Here is a 20,720-nt window from a genome sequence, read left to right on the forward strand (position 1 = left end):
AGTATGGGAATGTGAATGCGGAAGTGTAAATCAACGCGATTTAAACTCCGCCAAGAACATACTTGCGCTTGGGCATAAGCGTCTAGCAGTAGGAATCACCCTCCTTTCAGGTGGGTGAGGATGTCAAGAATAGAATCAATCCTCCGGGTAGACGCTGCATCATTCATGTGACATCGCATCGGATAATTCATGGCTTTTTCGCGTTGTGTTTTGCAATTTAAGCGGTTTTGTCTTAAAATAATGCACTTGCTGTAGTGATGCACGGCAGTCAGACAGATGCTTGACATCGGTTTGATTTTTATCAAGGTATTTTATAAGCATCTCGGAGAAATCGAATGGCTTTAACAAACGCAGATCGCGCAGAGATCATCGCTAAATTTGCTCGTGCTGAAAACGACACTGGTTCACCAGAAGTTCAAGTAGCTCTTTTAACTGCTCAAATCAATGACTTACAAGGTCACTTCAAAGAGCACAAACACGACCACCATAGCCGTCGCGGTCTGATCCGTATGGTTAACCAACGTCGTAAATTATTAGACTACTTAAACGGTAAAGATCACGGTCGTTATGTTGCGTTGATCGGTGCTTTAGGTTTACGTCGTTAATTCGATTTAGACTTTTATTTTCGGGTTATTGCATGCGTTGCGCTGTATGTCTGAAAACTAAAGTGTACCCGGTGTTGACCGGGTAATTAAGAAGGGGCGATTGTTTCGCTCCTTCTTTGTGTTTAAAAAACCTATATTTCTAGTGAGGTCGGCTTCTAAGCTTTGTCATTTACTTGAACCTGAGTCGTGAATGCCAAACCTTAGGGGTCTCCACTAGAATAAAATCAGGAAACAAAAATACATGTCAATGTTTAATATTATTCGTAAAGAATTCCAATATGGTCAGTACAACGTGGTACTGGAAACCGGTCGTGTTGCACGTCAGGCCAACTCGGTTTTAATCACCATGGGTGGTGTATCGGTACTGGTGGCGGTAGTTGCACAGCCAACAGCAAAAGCCGGTCAGGACTTTTTCCCACTAACCGTAAACTATCAAGAAAAGCAATACGCTGCTGGCCGTATTCCGGGTGGTTATGGCAAACGTGAAGGCCGTGCGTCTGAGGCAGAAACTTTAATTTCACGTCTTATTGATCGTCCAATTCGTCCATTGTTCCCGGAAGGTTATTACAACGAAATCCAGGTAACAGCAACAGTTGTCTCTTCTGACAAAACCATGGAAGCGGATATTGCTGCCATGTTAGGTACTTCAGCAGCACTGGCAATTGCGGGTACACCGTTCCGTGGCCCAATTGGTGCAGCACGTGTGGGTTTAATCAACGGTGAATACATCCTGAACCCGAACCACGAACAGCTGGCACAGTCTGACCTTGACCTCGTGGTTGCAGGTACAGAAGCTGCAGTACTGATGGTTGAATCTGAAGCGAAAGAACTGTCTGAAGACCAGATGCTGGGCGCAGTGTTATTCGGTCATGACGAAATGCAAATTGCGATTCAGGCGATTAATGAATTTGCAGCAGCGGCTGGCGCAACTGAGTCAACCTGGACTGCACCAGAGAAAAATGAAGACCTTCGCGCGAAATTAAAAGAAGCGTTTGAAGCGAAAATCTCTGAAGCCTATACCATTGCAATCAAACAAGACCGTTATGCTGCTTTGGATGCATTGCAAGCAGAGGCGGTTGCGCAGTTCGTACCTGAAGAAGATGTAGATGGCATCGCAGATGACCTGAATGAACTGTTTGAAGATCTGAAATACCGCACTGTACGTGACAACATCCTGTCTGGTAAGCCGCGTATTGATGGTCGTGACACCAAAACTGTACGTGCGTTAGATGTACAGGTGGGCGTTCTTGATCGTGCTCACGGTTCTGCGCTGTTCACCCGTGGTGAAACACAGGCGTTGGTAACAACGACTCTTGGTAACACCCGTGATGCATTAATGGTTGATACCCTGGCTGGAACCAAAACTGACAACTTCATGTTGCACTACAACTTCCCGGCTTACTCGGTTGGTGAAACGGGTCGTGAGTCTGGTCCTAAACGTCGTGAAATCGGTCACGGTCGTCTGGCACGTCGTGGTGTACAAGCGGTTCTTCCAGCTGCTGACCGCTTCCCGTACGTAATCCGTATTGTATCGGACATTACTGAATCGAACGGTTCATCTTCTATGGCGTCTGTATGTGGTGCATCTCTGTCACTGATGGATGCCGGTGTTCCACTAAAAGCACCAGTTGCGGGTATTGCGATGGGTCTGGTCAAAGAAGGCGAGCGTTTCGCAGTGCTTTCTGACATCCTGGGTGACGAAGACCACCTGGGCGACATGGACTTTAAAGTTGCCGGTTCTGCCAACGGTATTACTGCGCTGCAAATGGACATCAAAATCGAAGGGATCACTGAAGAGATCATGGAAGTGGCATTGAACCAGGCTTATACCGGTCGTATGCACATCCTGAACGAAATGAACAAAGTGATTTCACGTGCACGTCCAGAAATTTCAATGCATGCGCCTACCTTCCAGGTCATTACCATCAACCCGGACAAAATCCGTGACGTGATTGGTAAAGGCGGTGCAACCATTCGTCAAATCACTGAAGAAACCAAAGCGGCAATTGATATTGAAGACAACGGTACCGTTCGCGTATTTGGTGAAACCAAAGCAGCTGCACAAGCGGCTATTGCCAAAATTCAGGCTTTAACTGCTGAAGTTGAACCAGGCAAAATCTACGCCGGTAAAGTAATTCGTATTGTTGAATTCGGTGCCTTCGTAAACATCATGCCGGGTACAGATGGTCTACTGCACATTTCTCAAATTTCAAATGAGCGTGTAGCCAACGTGACTGACGTACTGAAAGAAGGCCAGGAAGTGAAAGTCCAGGTTGCAGATGTCGACAACCGTGGCCGTATCAAGTTAACCATGAAAGACATTGATCAGGCTTAATTTCAGGCCCTGATGAATTGAAAAAGCCCGCTTTATGAAGCGGGCTTTTTTATGGCATGATCGCAAAATAAAATGACAGGAATGTGGATGCACGCGGATGCAACAGTATCATTTTTCCCTTCATGACACCACACAACAGTTATTTCTGCATCGGGAGCCGGCCGCCGAGGCAGAATTTATCTGGCTGGACTATACCCGGGAAGATGTACGCCAGCATCCGGAACAGTGGCAGCAACAGGTACTGCAGCTCACCCAGCTGTGGCTGAACGAATATCATCTGCGCGATATTTTAAATCTGGAACATCCCTGCAATTTCGATAGTCTGGAAGATTATGACCTGCTGATTTTCCGCAAACTGATTACCCCGGATGACCAGATTTATAACTTTAATGACGAAGCGCATGAGCATGTGTTTGGCTTAAGCATCACACCAGTCAGTTTTATTCTGACCCCGCAGGTGCTTATTACGGTGCGTGAGCAGGGCAATAAAGCCATTGAAAATTATATTGCCCGTTTAGATACCATTTTAAGCCGGCCAGCTGAAGAGCAGAATAAACCGAAAAAACTGGCAACCTCGCCTCTAGATTTGGCCTTACGTTTACTGAACAGTATGGTCGATGACTATTTAAATCTGCGCCATCCTTTAACCCGCCGGGTCGAGTTTTGGCAGCGTGAGCTGTTGCAGGGCCATCGCCGTTTTAACCAGTGGCATCAGTTGCTACAGGAAAATATGGCATTTCAGCATGTGGAAAATCTGTGTGAAGAACAGATTGATACCTTGCAGGAACTGCGCGATGAAATTGTCGAAAACTATCTGCATTTAAAAGGCAAGAAACGCAGTGAAAAACAGGAAATCATGCTGGTGCGGGTAGATGACTTAAGCAGCCATGTGGCCCGCATCCAAAAACATACCTTGCGTTTAAGAAGTGCCATTCAGGCGGCCATTGATCTGCATTTTTCTGCCATTGCCAACCAGACCAATGAAAATATGCGGATTCTGGCGATTATTACCGCGGTGTTTGCACCCTTAACCCTGTTAACCGGAATTTATGGCATGAATTTCGTGATGATTCCGGGGCTGGGTTCACCCTATGCTTTCTGGGTGATGCTTGGCACCATGCTTATTACCACCTTGTTGCTGCTGTATTATTTTTATCGGCGGCATATGGTGGGACGCGGTGAAAAAAGTGTGCTGGACATGCTTTCGCAGCGACCGGATCGGACCCGGATTGACCTGTTCTGGTTTCTGGATTATGTGCCCGGCAAGCCGTTACCACCGGAAGGTCAGAACGCTCTTCGAGATTCTCAGCTTAAACCAAAATAACGCAGTCCTTCATTTGCCTGCCCGAAAGAAAGCATATACTTTCTTTCGGGCAGAATGCAGATTTCATCGCACTGCAATAAAAACCGGTTAAGGTGAAGATGAAGGATTTTGCTGGGCCTGCTGCAAAAGCTGATAAATCTGATCTTTCAGTTTTAATTTTTTGCGTTTCAGCGCCTCGATATCATCATTAATCTGATGAACCGGATCAAGCTCGAGCTGGCTGATTTTCCGGTCCAGATGTTCATGATCTTCAAACAGGCGCGCAAAATGTGGGTTGTCTTCGCGCAGTTGTTGCATTAATTCCCGAAACTCCGGGAACATGAGTTTGACCTTTTTGTTGCATTCTTTTGTTTTCATTGCGACCGTCTATTTTCCCAAAAATAAAGAGAGGGAAATACGCAGATTTCCCTGTAGAGAGTAAATGGCGTGGTGCCTAGCTTTGTCTTAAATGCAGATGTTTGACTTCTTTGCGCAAATTTTGCAGTTCATCAATCAGGTCGAGCATCATGGCGACGGCAGAAAAGCTGGCATTAAAATCGCGTTGCAGGCGATAGGCCTGGCGGGCACGAGAGACATCTTCCCCAAAGAACTGGTGAATCCGTTCTTCCGGACGTGAAGGGAGAATGTCATATTCTAAAAGCTGTAATACCCATTCTGGGCTTTGACCACAAGCTTCAGCAAAATGCTCTAAATCAAAAGATACGCGCTCATCTATAATTTCAGCTTGTGGGCGACCAGACTGGGAGTTTTCGCGATATTGGATCGTGGTCATGGCTTACTCCTTTTAGCTTGAACTTGTTAAAACAAGGAAGAGCAGATGCATGGGTTGCTCTATCGCAATTTTGGGTCTATGCGCTGCGCTCTTGTTGTTTTATCTGAAGGATTAATTTTATTTAAAACCATATTTCAGCATTTGGCTGTTTTGTTTGGTATTCCTTTGTGCTTGAAACGTAGCCTTGCTTGCTTTTTCGCCATTTTGCTGGCAGCAAGAACAGTCAACAGGCCTACCTTCAGCTTAAATAAACTGTTTAAATTTTATTCATTATTCAGGCTTTCGAGAGGGACGGACAGAGGGTAGAGCAACTATATTGTTTCAAATTATGTCCATATCATTAAGATAAAATGAAGGCTTCCGTAGAAGCCTCTTGTAAACTTGTTGAAGAATCAGTATTTAATCCAGGTCACACTACGACCGATCACGGAAACACCGACATAGCCGCGTAAGGTCAGGCGTTTACCGTTGGCACTTAGGCGTGCCTTGCCTTTATAGACTTTGCCACCAATCGGGTCGAGTACACTGCCTTGCACAAACTGTAACGGGTTTTTTGGATCCTGCTTAAAGCCCCAGATAAATGGCAAGCCGATAAACGGTTTGTTTTTAAGCTGGCCCGGACATTGGTGGCAAATATTCATTTTTTCTGCACCCGGAATGTTGCGGGTTTCAACAATAATACCTTCATAGGTGCCATCTGGCTTTTTACGGATTTCGACATCGGCACGGGAATAACTGGTACGGTCATCAATTGTTTTCCATTTCCCCACCAATGGATCATTCTCTGCGAAAGATACACCTGAAACTGTTGCCAAAAGCAATCCAGCAACAATCCCTGTAAACCCCTTTTTCATGATTATTATCCCCAACGCCATGCGCGTTATTAAAATTAGAGTAAAGTGCCTAATTCTATAGAAGAAAATACTGTTAAATCAATGAAATAATAAGTGAAAACGATCACAATAAGGCAGTAAACCGCTAAGTGGTTGCAGCTATTACGCGCGCTTGAATTCATCGGTCAGGTTATACAGAGAATGTGTGCGTACGCTAGATGAATAAATTGGTACGGTTTGTCGCAACCCCATAGCTTAAAAAAGATGAGTAACAGCTTGAGCGAGATTGATGCTGAGTTCAGCAAAAAGCGTGCGCTATTTGAACCTATATCTGCAGGGTCATAAAGATTGAATAAACGCATAAAACTGAACATAAAAAAGAGACCAAACTGTTCTCCAATTTGATCTCTCGGACATTTTAAATTGTACAGCTTAGCTTAGGTGTTCACCAAACAGGCCGAGTGCTTCTTCTGCAGTAAACTGATAACGTGCATTACAGAACTGGCAATCCATCACAATCGGGTTTTGATGTTCCAGGGTTTCGCGTACTGCATTGGCCCCAATCTGGGTCAGTGCCGTAGCACAGCGTTCTTTGGAACAGGTACAGCCAAATTTAAGATGTTCAACTTCTGGCAGACGTACTTCTTCTTCGTTGTACAGACGGTACAATACTTCCTGAACTTCCAGATCGGTCAGTTCGCTGGTTTTCAGGGTTTCGGTCAGCATGGTCAGACGTGGCCATAAATCTTCATCTACACGTTGCTGTTCTTCTTCGCTATTTCGCGGTAACAGCTGAATCAGCAAGCCGCCAGAACGCTGGTCGTTGCTGGCCAGTACAATACGGGTGGGAATTTGTGCAGATAAATCATAGTATTGCATCAGGCAGCCGGCCAGATTTGGCTTGTCTAAAGGCACAATACCCTGATAACGCTCACCAAATTCTGGTTCAATATTAATAAACAGCACCGGATTAACCAAGGTTTTGAGTACCGTGCTGCTGTCTTCAGCCTGCTGGAAATGCGGATCTGCCTCATAATCTGCCAAAGCACGAATTTCACCCAGATGGTTACATTCGGCCATTGCCCATTTAAAGGTACCGCTGGCTTGAATTTGCAGGCTAATCCGACCTTTAATTTTTAAGGTACTGGCCAGCAAAGCGGTGGCACTGAGCATTTCTCCCAAAAGGACCTGAATGGCTGGCGCATAGTCACGTTGGGCCAAAATAGTTTGCAGGGCTTCTTCAAGATGAACAATCTCACCGCGGACAGGGCTATCTTCAATAAAAAAGCGTTGGCGTAAATCAGACATAAAATTCTCCATAACCCTGCATTAATGGTGATGATATTGTAAATCACAAGTCAGTTTGATTCATTACGTGTTACATCAATATGATGGTTTTGTAGTGAACGCTTTAAATCTACACCGGTCGGGCTTTCCCGGACCTGGGCATCATTCTCGAACAGGTGCTCCAGCTCGGCCAGTGCATTGCGATGAGTTTCATAGATTTTTTGCTCATCGGTATAAATGTTCTGCTGCTGGGCCAGTAATTTTTCATCATAACTGCGAAACAATTCGATACTCTTGTAAGCATCTTCTTCAGCAATACCCTGGTCGCGCAGCGCGCAATAGGCCATCCCTAAAGAAGATAAATAGGTTTCGCGCCAGATGTGTTCAACGCCTAAATCCCGCAATAAATGCACATGATGGCGGTCACGGGCACGCACCAGCAGTTTGAGCTGTGGATAATTCAGGCGGATATGCCGAGCCACATTCATCGAGTCTTCAATATCATCAATGGCCAGAATAAAGGTCTTGGCATGTTCAATCCCGGCGGCACGTAAAATATCGGGCTGGGTGGCATCGCCATAATAGACTTTGCCGCCATAATTGCGCACAAAATCGACTTTATCCAGGTTGCTGTCAATGGCGGTATAGGGTAGGTGCTGCAAATAGGCCACCCGTGCAATAATCTGCCCGACCCGGCCAAAACCGGCAATAATCAGCGCTGGATGCGCATCGGGAATCTGGTCATATTCCGGCGTCTTGTCCTGATTCAGACGCGGAATCACCTGGCTGGTCATGAACCAGTACAGCACCGGGGTTAGCACCATCGACAGGGTCACCATCAGGGTAATTGGCTCTAAAATGGCCTGTGCCACCACTTTTTCTGTTAAGGCAACCTGTAACACCACAAAGGCAAATTCACCGCCTTGCGCTAGACAGGTGGCCAGTAGCAAACTGTTTTGCCAGGAATATTTAAAATACCGGGCAATTGCGGTCAGGGAAATAAATTTCACCAACAGCAGTACTAAGGCGCCGCCGAGAATGAACAGCGGACTGTCGATCAGCAGAGACATCTGAGTGGTCATCCCCACGGTCATGAAAAACAGGCCCAGCAATAGTCCTTTAAACGGTGCAATACTGGCTTCCAGTTCATGCCGGAATTCGGAATCGGCCAGTAGCACCCCGGTCAGGAAGGCGCCAAGCGTGGTGCTAATCCCCAAGACATCCATCAGGCAGACCACGGCCAGCACAATAAACAGGCCGACCGCGGTAATCAGCTCATGCGCGCCGGTTTTGGCAACAAAACGGAAAAACGGGCGCATGAGATAACGGCTAAATAAAAACAGTCCGCTAAAGGTGGCCAGAATCGCGGCGAAATAGGCCAGCCCGTGATGGGTCGATTCGGTACCGGCCAGCAAGGGAATAATCGCAATTAATGGAATGGCGGCGATATCCTGAAACAGCAGAATTGAAAAAGACTGCTGGCCATAACTGCTGTTCAGTTGCTGTTTTTCATTTAAAAGTTGCAGCACAAAGGCGGTTGAGGACAGGGCCAGGGCAAAACCAATAATCAGGCTGGCGGCAATCTGCTGCTGCAAACTGAAAAACACCAGAATCGCCAGTAACAGGCCAGTGACGGCCACCTGCGCGCTGCCCATGACAAAAATCGACTGACGCATTTGCCAGAGCCGCTGGGGCCGCAGTTCCAGACCAATAATGAACATCAGTAAAATGACGCCAAATTCAGCCAGTTCCTGAATGGCTTCCGGGTCGCTGGCGATATTGAACACGCTCGGGCCCAATAAAATACCGGTAAACAGATAGCCGAGTACGGTGGCAATCCCAAAACGCTTGAGCAGCGGAACCAGTAATAAAGAGGCACCCAGAAACAGGGTGATTTGCAGCAGTAACGACATCGACAATCCTAGGAGTTATGGTGCCCTCAGGCTGCAGCCAAGTCAGTGGTTAACTGAATTCCTGAGGGTCTATATCTAAGCTAAGTTTCATATTTGATGGCTTGTGATGCAACATATTTTGCCACCATGCACGTAGATAAAAATGTAAACGGGCACGATCTTGCGACAACAATACTAAATGGGCCTGATAGCGGCCGGCCTTGCGTTCCATTGGTGCCGGAATCGGTCCCCAGATATCAATTAACTGTTCAGAATTTTCTCGCAGCCATTGAGCATGTTGCTGTAAAAACTGCTGATTCTGCTCCTGACTTTTAGATTCGCAGCGAATCAGGGCGGTATAGCGAAATGGGGGCAGCAGGGCAGCCTGACGTTCTTTTAAGGTTTGCCGGGCAAAGGCACGATAATCCTGCTCGACCAGCGTGCTCAGCAGCGGATGATCAGGACGCAGGGTCTGTAAATAGACATCGCCTTTATGCTCACCGCGACCGGCACGACCGGCCACCTGCACAATCAGCTGCGCAGTCCGTTCCGGTGCCCGGATATCAACACTTAACAGGCCAGCATCAATATCTAAAATCGCTACTAAGGTGACATAAGGAAAATGATGACCCTTGGCCAGCATTTGGGTGCCGAGTAGAATCAGCGGCTGGCTGGTTTGAATGCGGTCATAAATTTTTTGCCAGCTGCCGACGCGGCTGGTGGAATCGCGGTCTACCCGCACCACCTCATAGTCCGGGAACAGCTGTTGTAGGTTTTCTTCAACCTTGGCTGTGCCCATACCCAGGGTTTTCAGTTCGCTATGCTGGCACTGCGGACATTGCTCCGGCTTGCGGTGAATGGTGCCACAATGATGACAATGCAGATGGGTATATGGACTATGATGCAGGGTAAAGTTGGCATCACAGTGTGGGCATTGTGCCTGCCAGCCACAGCTGTCACAGACCAGCACTGGCGCATAACCGCGGCGGTTTAAGAAAATTAGCACCTGTTCTTTTTTCTGCAGGCGTTTCTTGATTTCCTGAATCAGCAGCAGGCTTAGACCTAGCTGTTTTTGCGCAACTTTTAAGTCAATGATGTGAATTTTGGGCATCAGTGCCGGGCCGGCACGCTGGTTCAGTTCCAGACGGATCATTTTACCCTGTTCCGTTAAGGCATAGCTGTCAATGCTGGGCGTAGCTGAACCGAGAATCACCGGGCAGTTTTCTAAATGGGCACGGTATAAGGCCACATCACGGGCATGGTAACGAAAGCCTTCCTGCTGTTTAAATGACAGGTCGTGTTCTTCATCCAGAATAATCAGCCCCAAATTGGGCAGCGGGGTATAAATTGCCGAGCGCGTACCAAGAATAATGGAGGCTTTGCCGGTCTGGGCGGCCTGCCAGGCCTGCAGACGTTTGCTGTCATTTAAACCGGAATGCAGCAGCGCAATATGACAGTGAAAACGTGACTGGAAGCGGCTAATGGTTTGAGGAGTCAGGCCAATTTCCGGCACCAGCACCAATACCTGTTTACCCTGTTTTAGCACTTTCTGCATGATTTGCAGATAGACTTCGGTTTTACCACTGCCGGTCAGACCATCGAGTAAAAAGGCCTGATAACGATGCTGTGCTTTCAGTACGGTTTCAATGGCCTGTTTCTGGTCGCTGTTCGGGGTTAACGGCATTTGCGCCAGCGTCATTGGCACTGGGCTAAAATCCTGCTGCTCCAGATCGCAGTAGCAAATCTGCTTTTTTTCCAGCGCTTTTAAGGTTGCAGTTTCAATACCGGCCAGATTCAGGATATTTTCTGAGGTCCCGCTCGGATGCAGCTTCAGGACTTTATAAGCCTCCTGCTGCTTCTCGGAGCGCTTCAGTTTGGCTTCGGCCTGATCATCCAGTAGTTTCCACATTCGTGCCAGTAAATTATACGGGCGTCCCTGACGTAACAGGCTGGGCAGGGCGCTATGCATCACTTCGCCAATCGGAAACTGATAATACTGCGCCGACCATGTCAACAAAGTTAAAACTTTCTGATCTAGAATCGGCTGCTGGTCGAGCAGCTCGCTAATGGCTTTCAGTTTAATCTTGGGGTCAAGCGGATGATCGGGCGGGAGTTTTTCAATAATGATGCCCACCAGATTCTGCCGGCCAAAGGACACCAGCACCCGCGCGCCAACGGCAGCCTGCTGATATTCAGCCGCACTGAGCATATAGTCAAACCCGTCATACAGATAGACCGGAACAGCTACACGAACACGGTAGATGGGGGCGGGATGAACGGGCGAATTTGGCATAACAGCGGGTCTGCTTCCTGATGAAAATGTCGTCGTGCTCGATCTGGAGTTATGATAGAGTGAGCAAATAATTTATATCTCAGAATATGAATGATTTTGGTGGTGAGACGCAACTGCGTTGAATAATTTTTTGGAAAATTAGAGCATTACAATGCCTGCATATCAGTTTACAGCCCTTGATGCATCAGGAAAGCAGCAAAAAGGGGTTTTAGAAGGGGATTCTGCACGGCAGATTCGTCAGCAATTGCGTGACAAGGCCCTTATCCCGATTAGCGTTGATCCGGTAGAACAAAAACAGAAGCATCAGGCCCAGCGCTGGTTCCAGAAAAAAATGACCGCTTATGATCTGGCCTTAATGACCCGGCAGCTGTCGGTACTGGTGGCCGCAGCCATTCCGCTGGAAGAAGCCTTGCGCGCCGTGGCCAAGCAAAGTGAAAAAGTCCATGTGCAGAATTTATTGCTGTCGGTACGCTCCAAGGTTTTAGAAGGATATTCACTGGCCAATGCCTTACAGCAGTCGGGGCATTTTCCGGATTTATATATTGCCACCATTGCCGCCGGGGAACGTTCTGGACATCTGGATTTAATTCTGGACCAGCTGTCGGACTACACCGAAAACCGCTTTGCCATGCAGAAAAAAGTGCAAGGCGCGATGATTTATCCAATTATTTTAATGCTGATGTCCTTTGCCATTGTGATGGGGCTGATGACCTATGTGGTGCCGGATATTGTCAAAACCTTTGATCAGGACAAAGGCGCCTTGCCGTGGATTACCGTGGCGTTAATGCAAGCCAGTGATTTTATCCGTCTGGCCTGGCCCTTTTTGCTGGTCGGGACGATTCTGGGCATCTTCCTGTTGGTCCGCTTTTTAAAAACCTCGGCCGGCCATTATGCATTTGATCGTTTAACCCTCAAACTGCCACTATTTGGTAAACTGTCACGTGGTATAAACGCAGCACGTTTTGCCAGCACCCTGTCGATTCTGACCCAGTCCGGTGTACCATTGGTTGATGCCTTAAAAATTGGCGCTGCGGTCAGCAGTAACTGGGTGATCCGCGATTCGGTTAATCTGGCGGCCGAGAAAGTCACCGAAGGGGGGAACTTGGGCACCCAACTGGAGCGCAGTGGTTATTTCCCGCCGATGATGGTACAAATGATTAAAAGTGGTGAAGCATCGGGTGAGCTCGACCGGATGCTGGAGCGCGCATCGACCATGCAGGATCGGGAGGTGACCACGCTCATCTCGACCTTACTGGCGCTGCTGGAGCCCTTAATGCTGGTGCTGATGGCCAGTATTGTGCTGGTGATTGTGATTGCGGTGATGCTGCCTATTGTCAATATGAATAATATGATTTAAATCGAGACCCATTGAAGATAACAAATGATGAAAGATTCAAGAGAGAACCTGATGCAACGGAAATCCTATTCGAATAAACAGGCCGGTTTTACCCTCATTGAAGTAATGGTGGTGATTGTCATTTTAGGCGTGCTGGCGGCGCTGATTGTCCCGAACGTGATGGGCCGTGGTGAAAAAGCCAAAGTCGATACCACCGCAATTACCTTAAAAGGTGTGGCCGGCGCGCTGGATCAATACAAGCTGGACAATGGCCGTTATCCGTCCATGCAGGATGGTGGTTTAGATGCGCTGGTCAATCAGCCTGCGTCAGCTAAAAACTGGTTGCCGGGTGGTTATGTCAAAGGCGGTTATCCAAAAGACAGCTGGGACAATGACATTCAATATGTAATTCCAGGCTCTGAAGGTCGCGCTTTTGACCTGTATTCTTTTGGTGCAGATGGTCAGCAGGGCGGTGAAGGCACCGATGCCGATATTTATTATCAGCCTTAAGCCGGCTTGATTATAAATGCCGTGATAGAATATATCACTTCACCTGATTGGACTATTCAATTAAAGGTGAAGTGATAATAGCTCTTAAGGGCTTTGTTGCATAAATATGTAAGCATCTGATTTAAATAAATTTAATTTTGGATCAAAAAATAATCAAAACTTTTAAAATCATATAGTTATGAAATCTTTGTGCAACAAAGCCGCTCTTAAGTATAAAAAATATACTAATATCTTGATAAATATAGATTTAAGATAATCTTCCAGATTTGAGATTCATAATAAGAATTATTCCCAACAGTACTGATTACAATAATCCCGGGAATGTGGAGCAATATCATCTATTTATTTCATTAAAACCGTTCATAATAAGTCAAAAGGCACATATTTGTCTGGAGGATGGTATGAAAGCATTAATCTTGTCGGATGAAATTAACCAGTTTCACTGGACGATGCTGAAGTCTGTTCTGCTGATTTTAAGCCTGCTTCCCTTGAGTCAGGGGTTTTTGCATCTCTGGCAAAGCACCGAAGGCAGCAGCCAGATTATGGTCGGTTTCTTCGCCCTGAGCCTGATGAGCTCGTGCTTGCTCTTAAGTTTCTGGTCGGCGCTACAAGCCACTATTTTAAAACTAGAACCAGAACAGGCCTCTTGCTTTGAGCAGGCAGTGGTAAAAGTCTATCGTTATTTGCCGATGCTCTCTCTGGCGGCGATGCTGTCCTATCTGGTGACCCAGCTTTAAATATAGACAAAATAAAAAAACCGAGGCATGCACCTCGGTTTTTTTATTACGCCTCCCTTTTACAAAGGGTGAGAAGCACTGCTTCGCAAGGGAGGGATTTATAAAGTTAATCCCCTTAACCCCCCTTTGATAAAGGGGGACTTCATAGGCGAATTATCTTCTCGACTTAAAGCTGACATCGACCTTACGTGGACGATAGATCCAGCCCAAAATCAGCAACAGGAAGGAGAAGATCAGCACCGGCCAATCACTAAGGCGGGTATACAAGGTCTGGCCCTGCATTGCCGGTAACTCACCGCGCAGCACTGCTTCCTGATCAATTGGAGCCTGCTGCACAATATGGCCCTGATGGTCAATAAAGGCGGTCACACCGGTATTGGTGGCCCGAATAAACCAGCGGCCATTTTCTTTGGCACGCATCTGCACCATCTGTAAATGCTGCCACGGGCCGGCTGTACCGGTAAACCAGGCATCATTGGACACAGTCACCAGAAAATCACTCTGGCTGGCATTACGACGGGTCAGATTCGGATAGGCCACTTCATAACAGATGGCTGCACCCAACGGTGAGTTATGAATCATCAGCGGTTTTTGCTCTTTGGCACCGCGCGAAAAACCACTCATGGATGGATCATTCTGCAAGGCCGGCAAGACCCAGCTTAACAGGCCGGATAAAGGAATATATTCACCAAATGGCACCAGGCGCTGTTTCTTGTATAAGCCTTCTGAATCTGTACCGGTGGCCATAATACTGTTGTAGTACATCGGCTGGCCATTTTGCTGCGATTCAGGCAGGTCCCAATACGGAATGCCGGTGACCCAGGCACTTCCCGTTTTTTCCGCCTCGGTTTTCATGGCCGCTAAAAACGGTTCGATATCGGTCTGGAACATTGGAATGGAAGATTCCGGCCAGACAATCAGGTCGCGGCCCCATTCGGTGCGGGTCAGTTCGCTGTAGATCAGCAGGGTTTTCAGTTGATATTCGGTCAGCCATTTCAGGTCTTGCGGAATATTGCCCTGAATCAAGGATACGGACAGCGGCGGTTCATCTTTCTGGTTAACAAAACTGAGCTGGGAAGCACCCCAGGCACCAGCCAGGAGCAGCAATGACGGCACCAGCCAGAAGATGCGTTTATTCAGGATTTCCACCAGCGCACAGGCCAGAATAAGGGCCACAAACGACACCCCGAACACCCCGAATAAAGGCGCATAGCTGTCCAGAAAACGCTCGGTAAAGGCATAGCCGACAAATAGCCACGGGAAACCGGTAAATACCCAGGTTTTGGCCCATTCAAAGAACACCCACAGCGGAGCGAAAGTTAGCGGCGTTTCCGGGAAGAAGCGGCGATACAGCCAGGTCTGAATGGCGGTAAACAGCCCCATGGCCAAGGCCATAATCGCAATCATCAGCACGCTTAAAATGGCCGGAGTATCTCCATAGACATGAATGGAGGTATATAGCCAGAATGCACCGACAAACCACAGGCCAATGCCGTAGGCCCAGCCAATAAAAAAGGCCTGTTTGGCAGAACGCTGACGTAAAACTGCATAAAGCAAGGCTGGAGACAGCAGGGCAATCCACCAGTAATAATACGGTGCCAGGGCAAAACTGAAAATGGCACCTGCGATTAAGGCAATCAGTAGGGGATAAACTAGCGGGAGCTGTTTGTGTTGTTGGGATGAATCTAACAGCTTGGTGAAATAAGTCCTCATTGACGTACAGCTCGAATCAGATGAATAGTGCGTGCATCTGCTTCAAGAATCTTAAACTGCCAATCCCCAATTTCAATAATTTGACCTTGCAGATCACTCACCAATCCAATTTCCTGAAGCAGTAAACCGCCGACAGTTTCTACTTCATCGTCAGAAAAATCAGCATCTAAAACATTGTTAAAGTGTTCAATTGGTGTAAGTGCCTGTACCAGCCAGGTGTTGGCGGTCTGCGGATCATGATCGGGCACAATGTATTGTGCTTCGGCATCGGCCTGATCATGCTCATCTTCAATTTCACCAACAATTTCTTCCAGAATATCTTCTAGGGTTACCAGTCCTGAAGTACTGCCATATTCATCAATTACAATGGCAATATGGGTCTGGGTATTTTTCAGCATACGCAGGACCTGATCGGAACGCGCACTTTCTGGCACAAACAGTGGCTGACGCATCAGTGCCCGGATATCGACCTTCGGCGTTGGTTCGGTCAGAAAGGGTAACAAGTCTTTGGCCAGCAGAATCCCCACTACATTGTCAGGCTGGTCTGAAGAGAAGACCGGAAAGCGTGAATGGGCCGACTCGACCAGTACATGCAGAATATCCAGCAGCTCATCATCTTCCTGCAAGCTGATCATGGAAGTGCGCGGGGTCATAACCTCACGGATTTTGGTGGCCGGCAAATCCAGCACACCTTCCAGCATTGCCACAGTATCGGGTTCTAAAAAACGACGTGAATCTTGTACTAATTTTAGCAATTCATCGCGGGTTTCCGGTGCAGTACCTAACCATTTACGTAAGCCACGCATACCCCACGATGGGCCTGATTCCTCGTGCATGATCCTTCCTAAAGACTCGTTGTATCTAAAAAACTTGATTTAATCATACCGCAGAAAATACAGTTGTCTATTGTTTATCGACTTTCGCTGAAACAATGAATTTGATGATTTATCAGGCGGATAAAGCCAGCTTGCAGCATCAGTGGTTTTGCTGGCTTTGTGTTAGAATAGAAAAATTGTATCTCGCCGAGTTTTATTATGTCTGATTCATCCATTACCCCTGCTATTCAGCTAAATACGCGCGGTCTGCGTTGCCCTGAACCAGTGATGATGTTGCATCAAGCCATTCGTAAATCTAAATCGGGCGATGTGGTGGAGATTTTTGCCACCGACAATTCTACTTCGTGGGATATTCCAAAATTCTGTATGCATTTGGGTCATGAGCTGCTGTTACAGGAAGAAGTGCTGGATGCTGCCGGCAATAAAGAATTTCATTATCTGGTCAAAAAAGGCTAGGTCATCCTCCGACAATGCCGCGGTTTTAAAGGCCATGCTTTTTATCGGATAGTTACATATTGATAAACAAGCGGCCGGGTTGAAGCGATGTTTTATGTGGTTATTTTGTATAAAATAGCCACACTTTTTTTTAGCTATTTATTACAGAACAATGATGCCAAGCAATATATTTGCAGCACTAGAAAAATTAGGCCTCAGCCCACAAAAACGTGCCCTCCATATTCAATTTTCTCAGCCTGCCTTAAATACCGATGTTTTTTTACAGCGCATCGACGGTGAACACCAGCTCAATGACGGTTTACATGCCGAACTGATCTGTCTTTCGACCAATGCCCAGATTCCGTTAAAACAGTTTATCGGCGCGCAAGTTGCCGTCGATCAGGTCACCGACCAGGGCCAGCTGTTTCGCAGCAGCGGTATTATCACCGCCGCAGCGCAAGGCCAAAGTGATGGCTCACTCACCCTCTATAAACTCACCTTGGAAGATCCCACTGCACTCTGGCATAAACGCCGTAATAGCCGCGTGTTTATGAATAAAAGCGTACGCGAAGTCAGCGAGATTCTATTTAAAGAATGGCAAAACAAAAGCCCACTCTTTGCCGCCAGCCTGACCCTGGACTTAACCGGACTGACCCAGGAACTGGATGTGCGTCCTTTTATCATGCAGTCCAATGAAACCGACTATGACTTTTTGACCCGGCTCTGGCGCAGTGAAGGGATTAACTGGCTGATTGATGAAGCCCAGTTACAGGTCGTACATTCCAGCAGCCCGATTCAGGCCCAGAAACTGCGCCTGATTGATGACAACAGCCAGTACAGTGCTTTAAACCGCCGCAGCATCCGCTTTCATCGCTCCAGTGCCACCGAACAATTAGACAGCATCACCCAGTTGATTGCCCAGCGCAGCCTGCAACCGACTGCCGTACATCTGCAACGCTGGCAGTCAGACAGCCTCAGCCAGGAAGAAGGCGCCGGTTCAGTGCAAAGCAAACACCAGCACAGCCATAATCAGGACAATGCCAGCTTGAGCCTGGAACAAGCCTGGCAGATCAGCCCGGCCTGGATGCAGGATTTAAATGGCGAAGACCAGGCCACAGCCTCTTCCAACAACCAGCTGGATAAACTGAACCAGAACCTCAGCCACTACAACGACCTGCAATCCAAATACTTCAGCGCGCATTCCACCGTCCGTGATGCCCAGGTTGGCTACTGGTTTGAACTGAATGAACATCCGGAAATTGACCAGCACAGCGCAGCCGACAAAGAATTTCTAATTACCGGCAAACAGTTCTATAACCAGAACAACTTACCTAAAGACCTCAAACAGCAGATTAACCAGCTACTCAGCCAGAGCCACTGGCATAGCCATTTTAGTTTTCAACACGAACAACACCCGGATGAACGTCAAGGCAATACCTTAACCCTGCAACGTCGCAACATCCGCACCGTCCCGGAATACCATCCACTACAGCACCGACCAGCAGCCCATCCGCAGCGTGCTCGGGTAGTCGGTCCTGCTGGCGAAAGCATCCATGTCGATGAATGGGGACGGATTAAAGTCCGCTTCCTGTTTACCCGCAGTGATGACCATCAGCATGATGGCGGTGCTGGCAGCAATGACAATGACACCGACTCTGCCTGGGTGGATGTACTGACCCCCTGGGCCGGAGAAGGCTACGGGGCACGTTTCCTGCCACGGATTAATGAAATTGTGGTGATCGACTTCTTTGACGGTAACATCGACCGGCCTTTCGTGGTTGGTCGTTTACATGAAGCAGAACGCTCGCCAACCCAATTCGACCAACAAGGCCAACTACCCGACACCAAAAAACTCAGCGGGATCCGCTCACAGGAAATTGAAGGCAGTGGCTTTAACCAGCTGCGTTTTGATGATACTCCGAAGCAGATTTCAGCCCAGCTGCAAAGCAGCCATGGTGCGACCCAACTGAATCTGGGGAACTTAAGTCATCCCAAAGCCAGCGCTGAAAGTGATGGCCGTGGTGAAGGTTTTGAGCTCAGAACCGATCAGTGGGGTGCGGTCCGTGCCGGAGAAGGCTTGCTGATTTCCACCCATCCACAGGCACAGGCAGAAGGCAACCATCTCGATGCCAGTGAAGCCAATAGCCAGATTGAAAGCTCACTGAGCAATGCCCAAGCCTTAAGTGAAGTGGCCAAAAATCAGCAGACCGATCCTTTAGAAGTTTTAGACAACTTAAAGAACTTCCTGGAACAGATCGAACAGCAGGATGAAAGCAAAGCCGCTGCTTTTAAACAGGCACTGATGATTCTCAGTGCACCAAACTCTATTGCTTTAAGTAGCCAGCAAGATGTACATCTCTCTGCTGATGGTCAGATCAGTCACAGTGCCGGAGAGAGTATTAACCTGAGTACGCAGCAGTCTTTGATTGCCCATGCCAGCCAGAAACTAAGCCTGTTTGCAGCACAAGACGGTGCACGACTGTATGCCGGTAAAGGCAAGGTTGAGATTCAGGCACAGGGTGATGGGGCAGATCTTATTGCCAGAAAGGGGGTGCAGATTATTTCGACTGAGGCAAATGTCGACATCACCAGTGCGAAAGAAATCGTACTGACCGCAGGCGGTTCGCAACTAAGAATAAATGCTTCAGGGATATTTCCTACGACTGCAAGTAAATTTGAGGTGAAAGCGGGTCAGCATCAGTTTGTACCTGGCACGAAAGTAAATATGAACTTACCATTCTTCCCACAAAGTGTGTGTTGGGAATGTTTGGCACGAAGAGCAAGTCAACGTGGTGCATTTGTCAATAAAGGGGATGGTTCATAAATGATAAATTTATTACATCCTGATTTACATCATTTTTTTGAAGAATATCCATCTGAGGAAAATAAGACTTATTTTATTTATGCGTTGGCTGATGCAGCACAAGACAGTTGGTTCTTAAAAAAGAATTCACATTTACATTATCGCAATTTATTAAAAGAAGCTGCTGGTGATAAAGCTGCAGAAATATCACCTCATTTGGTTCAACTCGGGCACAATCATAATATCGAGTGGCACTATATCTCTAAACGCGTGGTTGGGACTCCTCGATTAACCTTAATAATAAGTTCTTTAGATTTTGATAGTTTATATTCACATTTGAGACAATTTCTAAATGTCCAATTTGAAGGTGGATTAGAGATGTATTTAGCATTTTGGGATCCAGCTATTCTTGGTACTTTAGTTGGTCAAATTTCAGATCAGACTCTTTATGTTCAGCAACAAGTGTTATCAGACCAGCAGAAGAAAGTGTTATTAGAGCCTATTCATAGTTGGTGGTATTGGGATCGAAAAGAAAAATTACATAAAATCATCGGTGGTAATGGTCATGAATCTCTGAAATTTTATGATTGGAAAAATCCGTTTACATTTACGCTACTACAAGAAGAATTGATGGTGGAAGCAACCTTTCCTGACCATTTGATTTATTATCTAAATCTGAATAATCCCTTCTTGGTTGAGGGCTTTAATGAATGGGAACTTTACCAGTATGTTGTGGAAAAAATAGCATTAGCACGTGAATATGGTTTGGAGGGTACTCGGGATATTTTAAATTTTATTTGTCTAACGTTGATATATAAAAATACTTTCGAGCAAGAAGAGCTGCTTCAAAGTGTGCTGCTAAAAGTGAAAAATAAGATGATGACAATGGATCAGGCGATGGAAGACTTAGAGAGTTTAGTTGACGAAAACGAATAAACTCATAAAACATAACTTTATGCTAACACAATTAATTTGGCATCAAAGAAACGTGAAGTTAGGAATATTCTTT

General features: G+C 46.9%; 17 protein-coding genes and 1 pseudogene. 10 read left to right on the top strand and 8 right to left on the bottom strand.

The window, feature by feature from the left end; all coding sequences use genetic code 11:
• The 4 genes and pseudogenes from FTU86_RS13740 to FTU86_RS07340 form a co-directional block, all read left to right on the top strand.
• Window positions 1-118 (top strand): annotated as a pseudogene (locus FTU86_RS13740) (RNA-guided endonuclease TnpB family protein); the annotation flags it as partial.
• Between the two features lie 217 nt (window positions 119-335).
• Window positions 336-605, top strand: coding sequence for a 30S ribosomal protein S15 (rpsO, locus tag FTU86_RS07330; protein ID WP_004637724.1), 270 nt, complete (start codon window positions 336-338; stop codon window positions 603-605).
• 247 nt (window positions 606-852) lie between these two features.
• The gene (gene pnp, locus FTU86_RS07335; RefSeq protein ID WP_171065134.1) at window positions 853-2,940 is read left to right on the top strand and encodes a polyribonucleotide nucleotidyltransferase; all 2,088 of its coding nucleotides are present in this window, start codon (window positions 853-855) and stop codon (window positions 2,938-2,940) included.
• Window positions 2,941-3,037: 97 nt separating this feature from the next.
• Complete coding sequence (locus FTU86_RS07340; RefSeq protein WP_160241666.1) at window positions 3,038-4,264, top strand: CorA family divalent cation transporter; 1,227 nt, start codon at window positions 3,038-3,040, stop codon at window positions 4,262-4,264.
• Window positions 4,265-4,351: 87 nt separating this feature from the next.
• Here FTU86_RS07340 and FTU86_RS07345 read toward each other — a convergent pair whose 3' ends face one another.
• From FTU86_RS07345 to FTU86_RS07370, 6 genes are all read right to left on the bottom strand, one after another.
• Window positions 4,352-4,621 (bottom strand): YdcH family protein, encoded by a 270-nt coding sequence (locus FTU86_RS07345; protein WP_034598128.1) that lies wholly within the window; start codon window positions 4,619-4,621, stop codon window positions 4,352-4,354.
• Window positions 4,622-4,697: 76 nt separating this feature from the next.
• Entirely contained in the window at window positions 4,698-5,036 is a 339-nt protein-coding gene (locus FTU86_RS07350; RefSeq protein ID WP_005181858.1) for a chaperone modulator CbpM, read from the bottom strand.
• A 392-nt stretch (window positions 5,037-5,428) separates the two neighbouring features.
• Window positions 5,429-5,890 (bottom strand): DUF2147 domain-containing protein, encoded by a 462-nt coding sequence (locus FTU86_RS07355; protein ID WP_005181860.1) that lies wholly within the window; start codon window positions 5,888-5,890, stop codon window positions 5,429-5,431.
• A 411-nt stretch (window positions 5,891-6,301) separates the two neighbouring features.
• Window positions 6,302-7,177 (bottom strand): Hsp33 family molecular chaperone HslO, encoded by an 876-nt coding sequence (locus FTU86_RS07360; RefSeq protein WP_075175495.1) that lies wholly within the window; start codon window positions 7,175-7,177, stop codon window positions 6,302-6,304.
• 50 nt (window positions 7,178-7,227) lie between these two features.
• Window positions 7,228-9,069 (bottom strand): monovalent cation:proton antiporter-2 (CPA2) family protein, encoded by a 1,842-nt coding sequence (locus tag FTU86_RS07365; protein WP_016659637.1) that lies wholly within the window; start codon window positions 9,067-9,069, stop codon window positions 7,228-7,230.
• A 49-nt stretch (window positions 9,070-9,118) separates the two neighbouring features.
• Window positions 9,119-11,341 carry a primosomal protein N' gene (locus tag FTU86_RS07370; RefSeq protein ID WP_168397954.1) on the bottom strand — a complete coding sequence of 741 codons (2,223 nt, stop codon included), beginning with the start codon at window positions 11,339-11,341 and terminating at the stop codon, window positions 9,119-9,121.
• Between the two features lie 151 nt (window positions 11,342-11,492).
• On the opposite strand from FTU86_RS07370, the gene gspF reads away from it, so the two are divergent.
• The 3 genes from gspF to FTU86_RS07385 all read left to right on the top strand — a co-directional run bounded on the left by gspF (window position 11,493) and on the right by FTU86_RS07385 (window position 13,924).
• The gene (gene gspF / locus FTU86_RS07375) at window positions 11,493-12,698 is read left to right on the top strand and encodes a type II secretion system inner membrane protein GspF (RefSeq protein WP_005181870.1); all 1,206 of its coding nucleotides are present in this window, start codon (window positions 11,493-11,495) and stop codon (window positions 12,696-12,698) included.
• Between the two features lie 51 nt (window positions 12,699-12,749).
• Window positions 12,750-13,187, top strand: a complete 438-nt coding sequence (gspG, locus tag FTU86_RS07380; protein WP_005181871.1) for a type II secretion system major pseudopilin GspG — start codon at window positions 12,750-12,752, stop codon at window positions 13,185-13,187.
• A gap of 401 nt (window positions 13,188-13,588) precedes the next feature.
• Window positions 13,589-13,924, top strand: coding sequence for a hypothetical protein (locus FTU86_RS07385; RefSeq protein ID WP_016659636.1), 336 nt, complete (start codon window positions 13,589-13,591; stop codon window positions 13,922-13,924).
• A gap of 153 nt (window positions 13,925-14,077) precedes the next feature.
• Here FTU86_RS07385 and lnt read toward each other — a convergent pair whose 3' ends face one another.
• Both lnt and FTU86_RS07395 read right to left on the bottom strand, forming a co-directional pair.
• Window positions 14,078-15,637 carry an apolipoprotein N-acyltransferase gene (gene lnt, locus FTU86_RS07390; protein ID WP_180036662.1) on the bottom strand — a complete coding sequence of 520 codons (1,560 nt, stop codon included), beginning with the start codon at window positions 15,635-15,637 and terminating at the stop codon, window positions 14,078-14,080.
• Window positions 15,634-16,473 carry an HlyC/CorC family transporter gene (locus FTU86_RS07395; RefSeq protein ID WP_005181878.1) on the bottom strand — a complete coding sequence of 280 codons (840 nt, stop codon included), beginning with the start codon at window positions 16,471-16,473 and terminating at the stop codon, window positions 15,634-15,636. Before FTU86_RS07395 ends, lnt begins: the two co-directional genes overlap by 4 nt.
• A 198-nt stretch (window positions 16,474-16,671) precedes the next feature.
• On the opposite strand from FTU86_RS07395, the gene tusA reads away from it, so the two are divergent.
• The 3 genes from tusA (at window position 16,672) to FTU86_RS07410 (ending at window position 20,647) form a co-directional block, all read left to right on the top strand.
• On the top strand, window positions 16,672-16,929 hold the full coding sequence (tusA, locus tag FTU86_RS07400; RefSeq protein ID WP_005181880.1) for a sulfurtransferase TusA: 258 nt from the start codon (window positions 16,672-16,674) through the stop codon (window positions 16,927-16,929).
• A 151-nt stretch (window positions 16,930-17,080) separates the two neighbouring features.
• Entirely contained in the window at window positions 17,081-19,732 is a 2,652-nt protein-coding gene (locus FTU86_RS07405; RefSeq protein WP_180048397.1) for a type VI secretion system Vgr family protein, read from the top strand.
• Window positions 19,733-20,647: a DUF4123 domain-containing protein gene (locus FTU86_RS07410; RefSeq protein ID WP_160241659.1), complete on the top strand. Its 915-nt coding sequence runs from the start codon at window positions 19,733-19,735 to the stop codon at window positions 20,645-20,647.
• Window positions 20,648-20,720 lie beyond the last annotated feature (73 nt).

The sequence above is a fragment of the Acinetobacter sp. YH12155 genome, assembly GCF_013418255.1.
Lineage (GTDB): Bacteria > Pseudomonadota > Gammaproteobacteria > Pseudomonadales > Moraxellaceae > Acinetobacter > Acinetobacter indicus.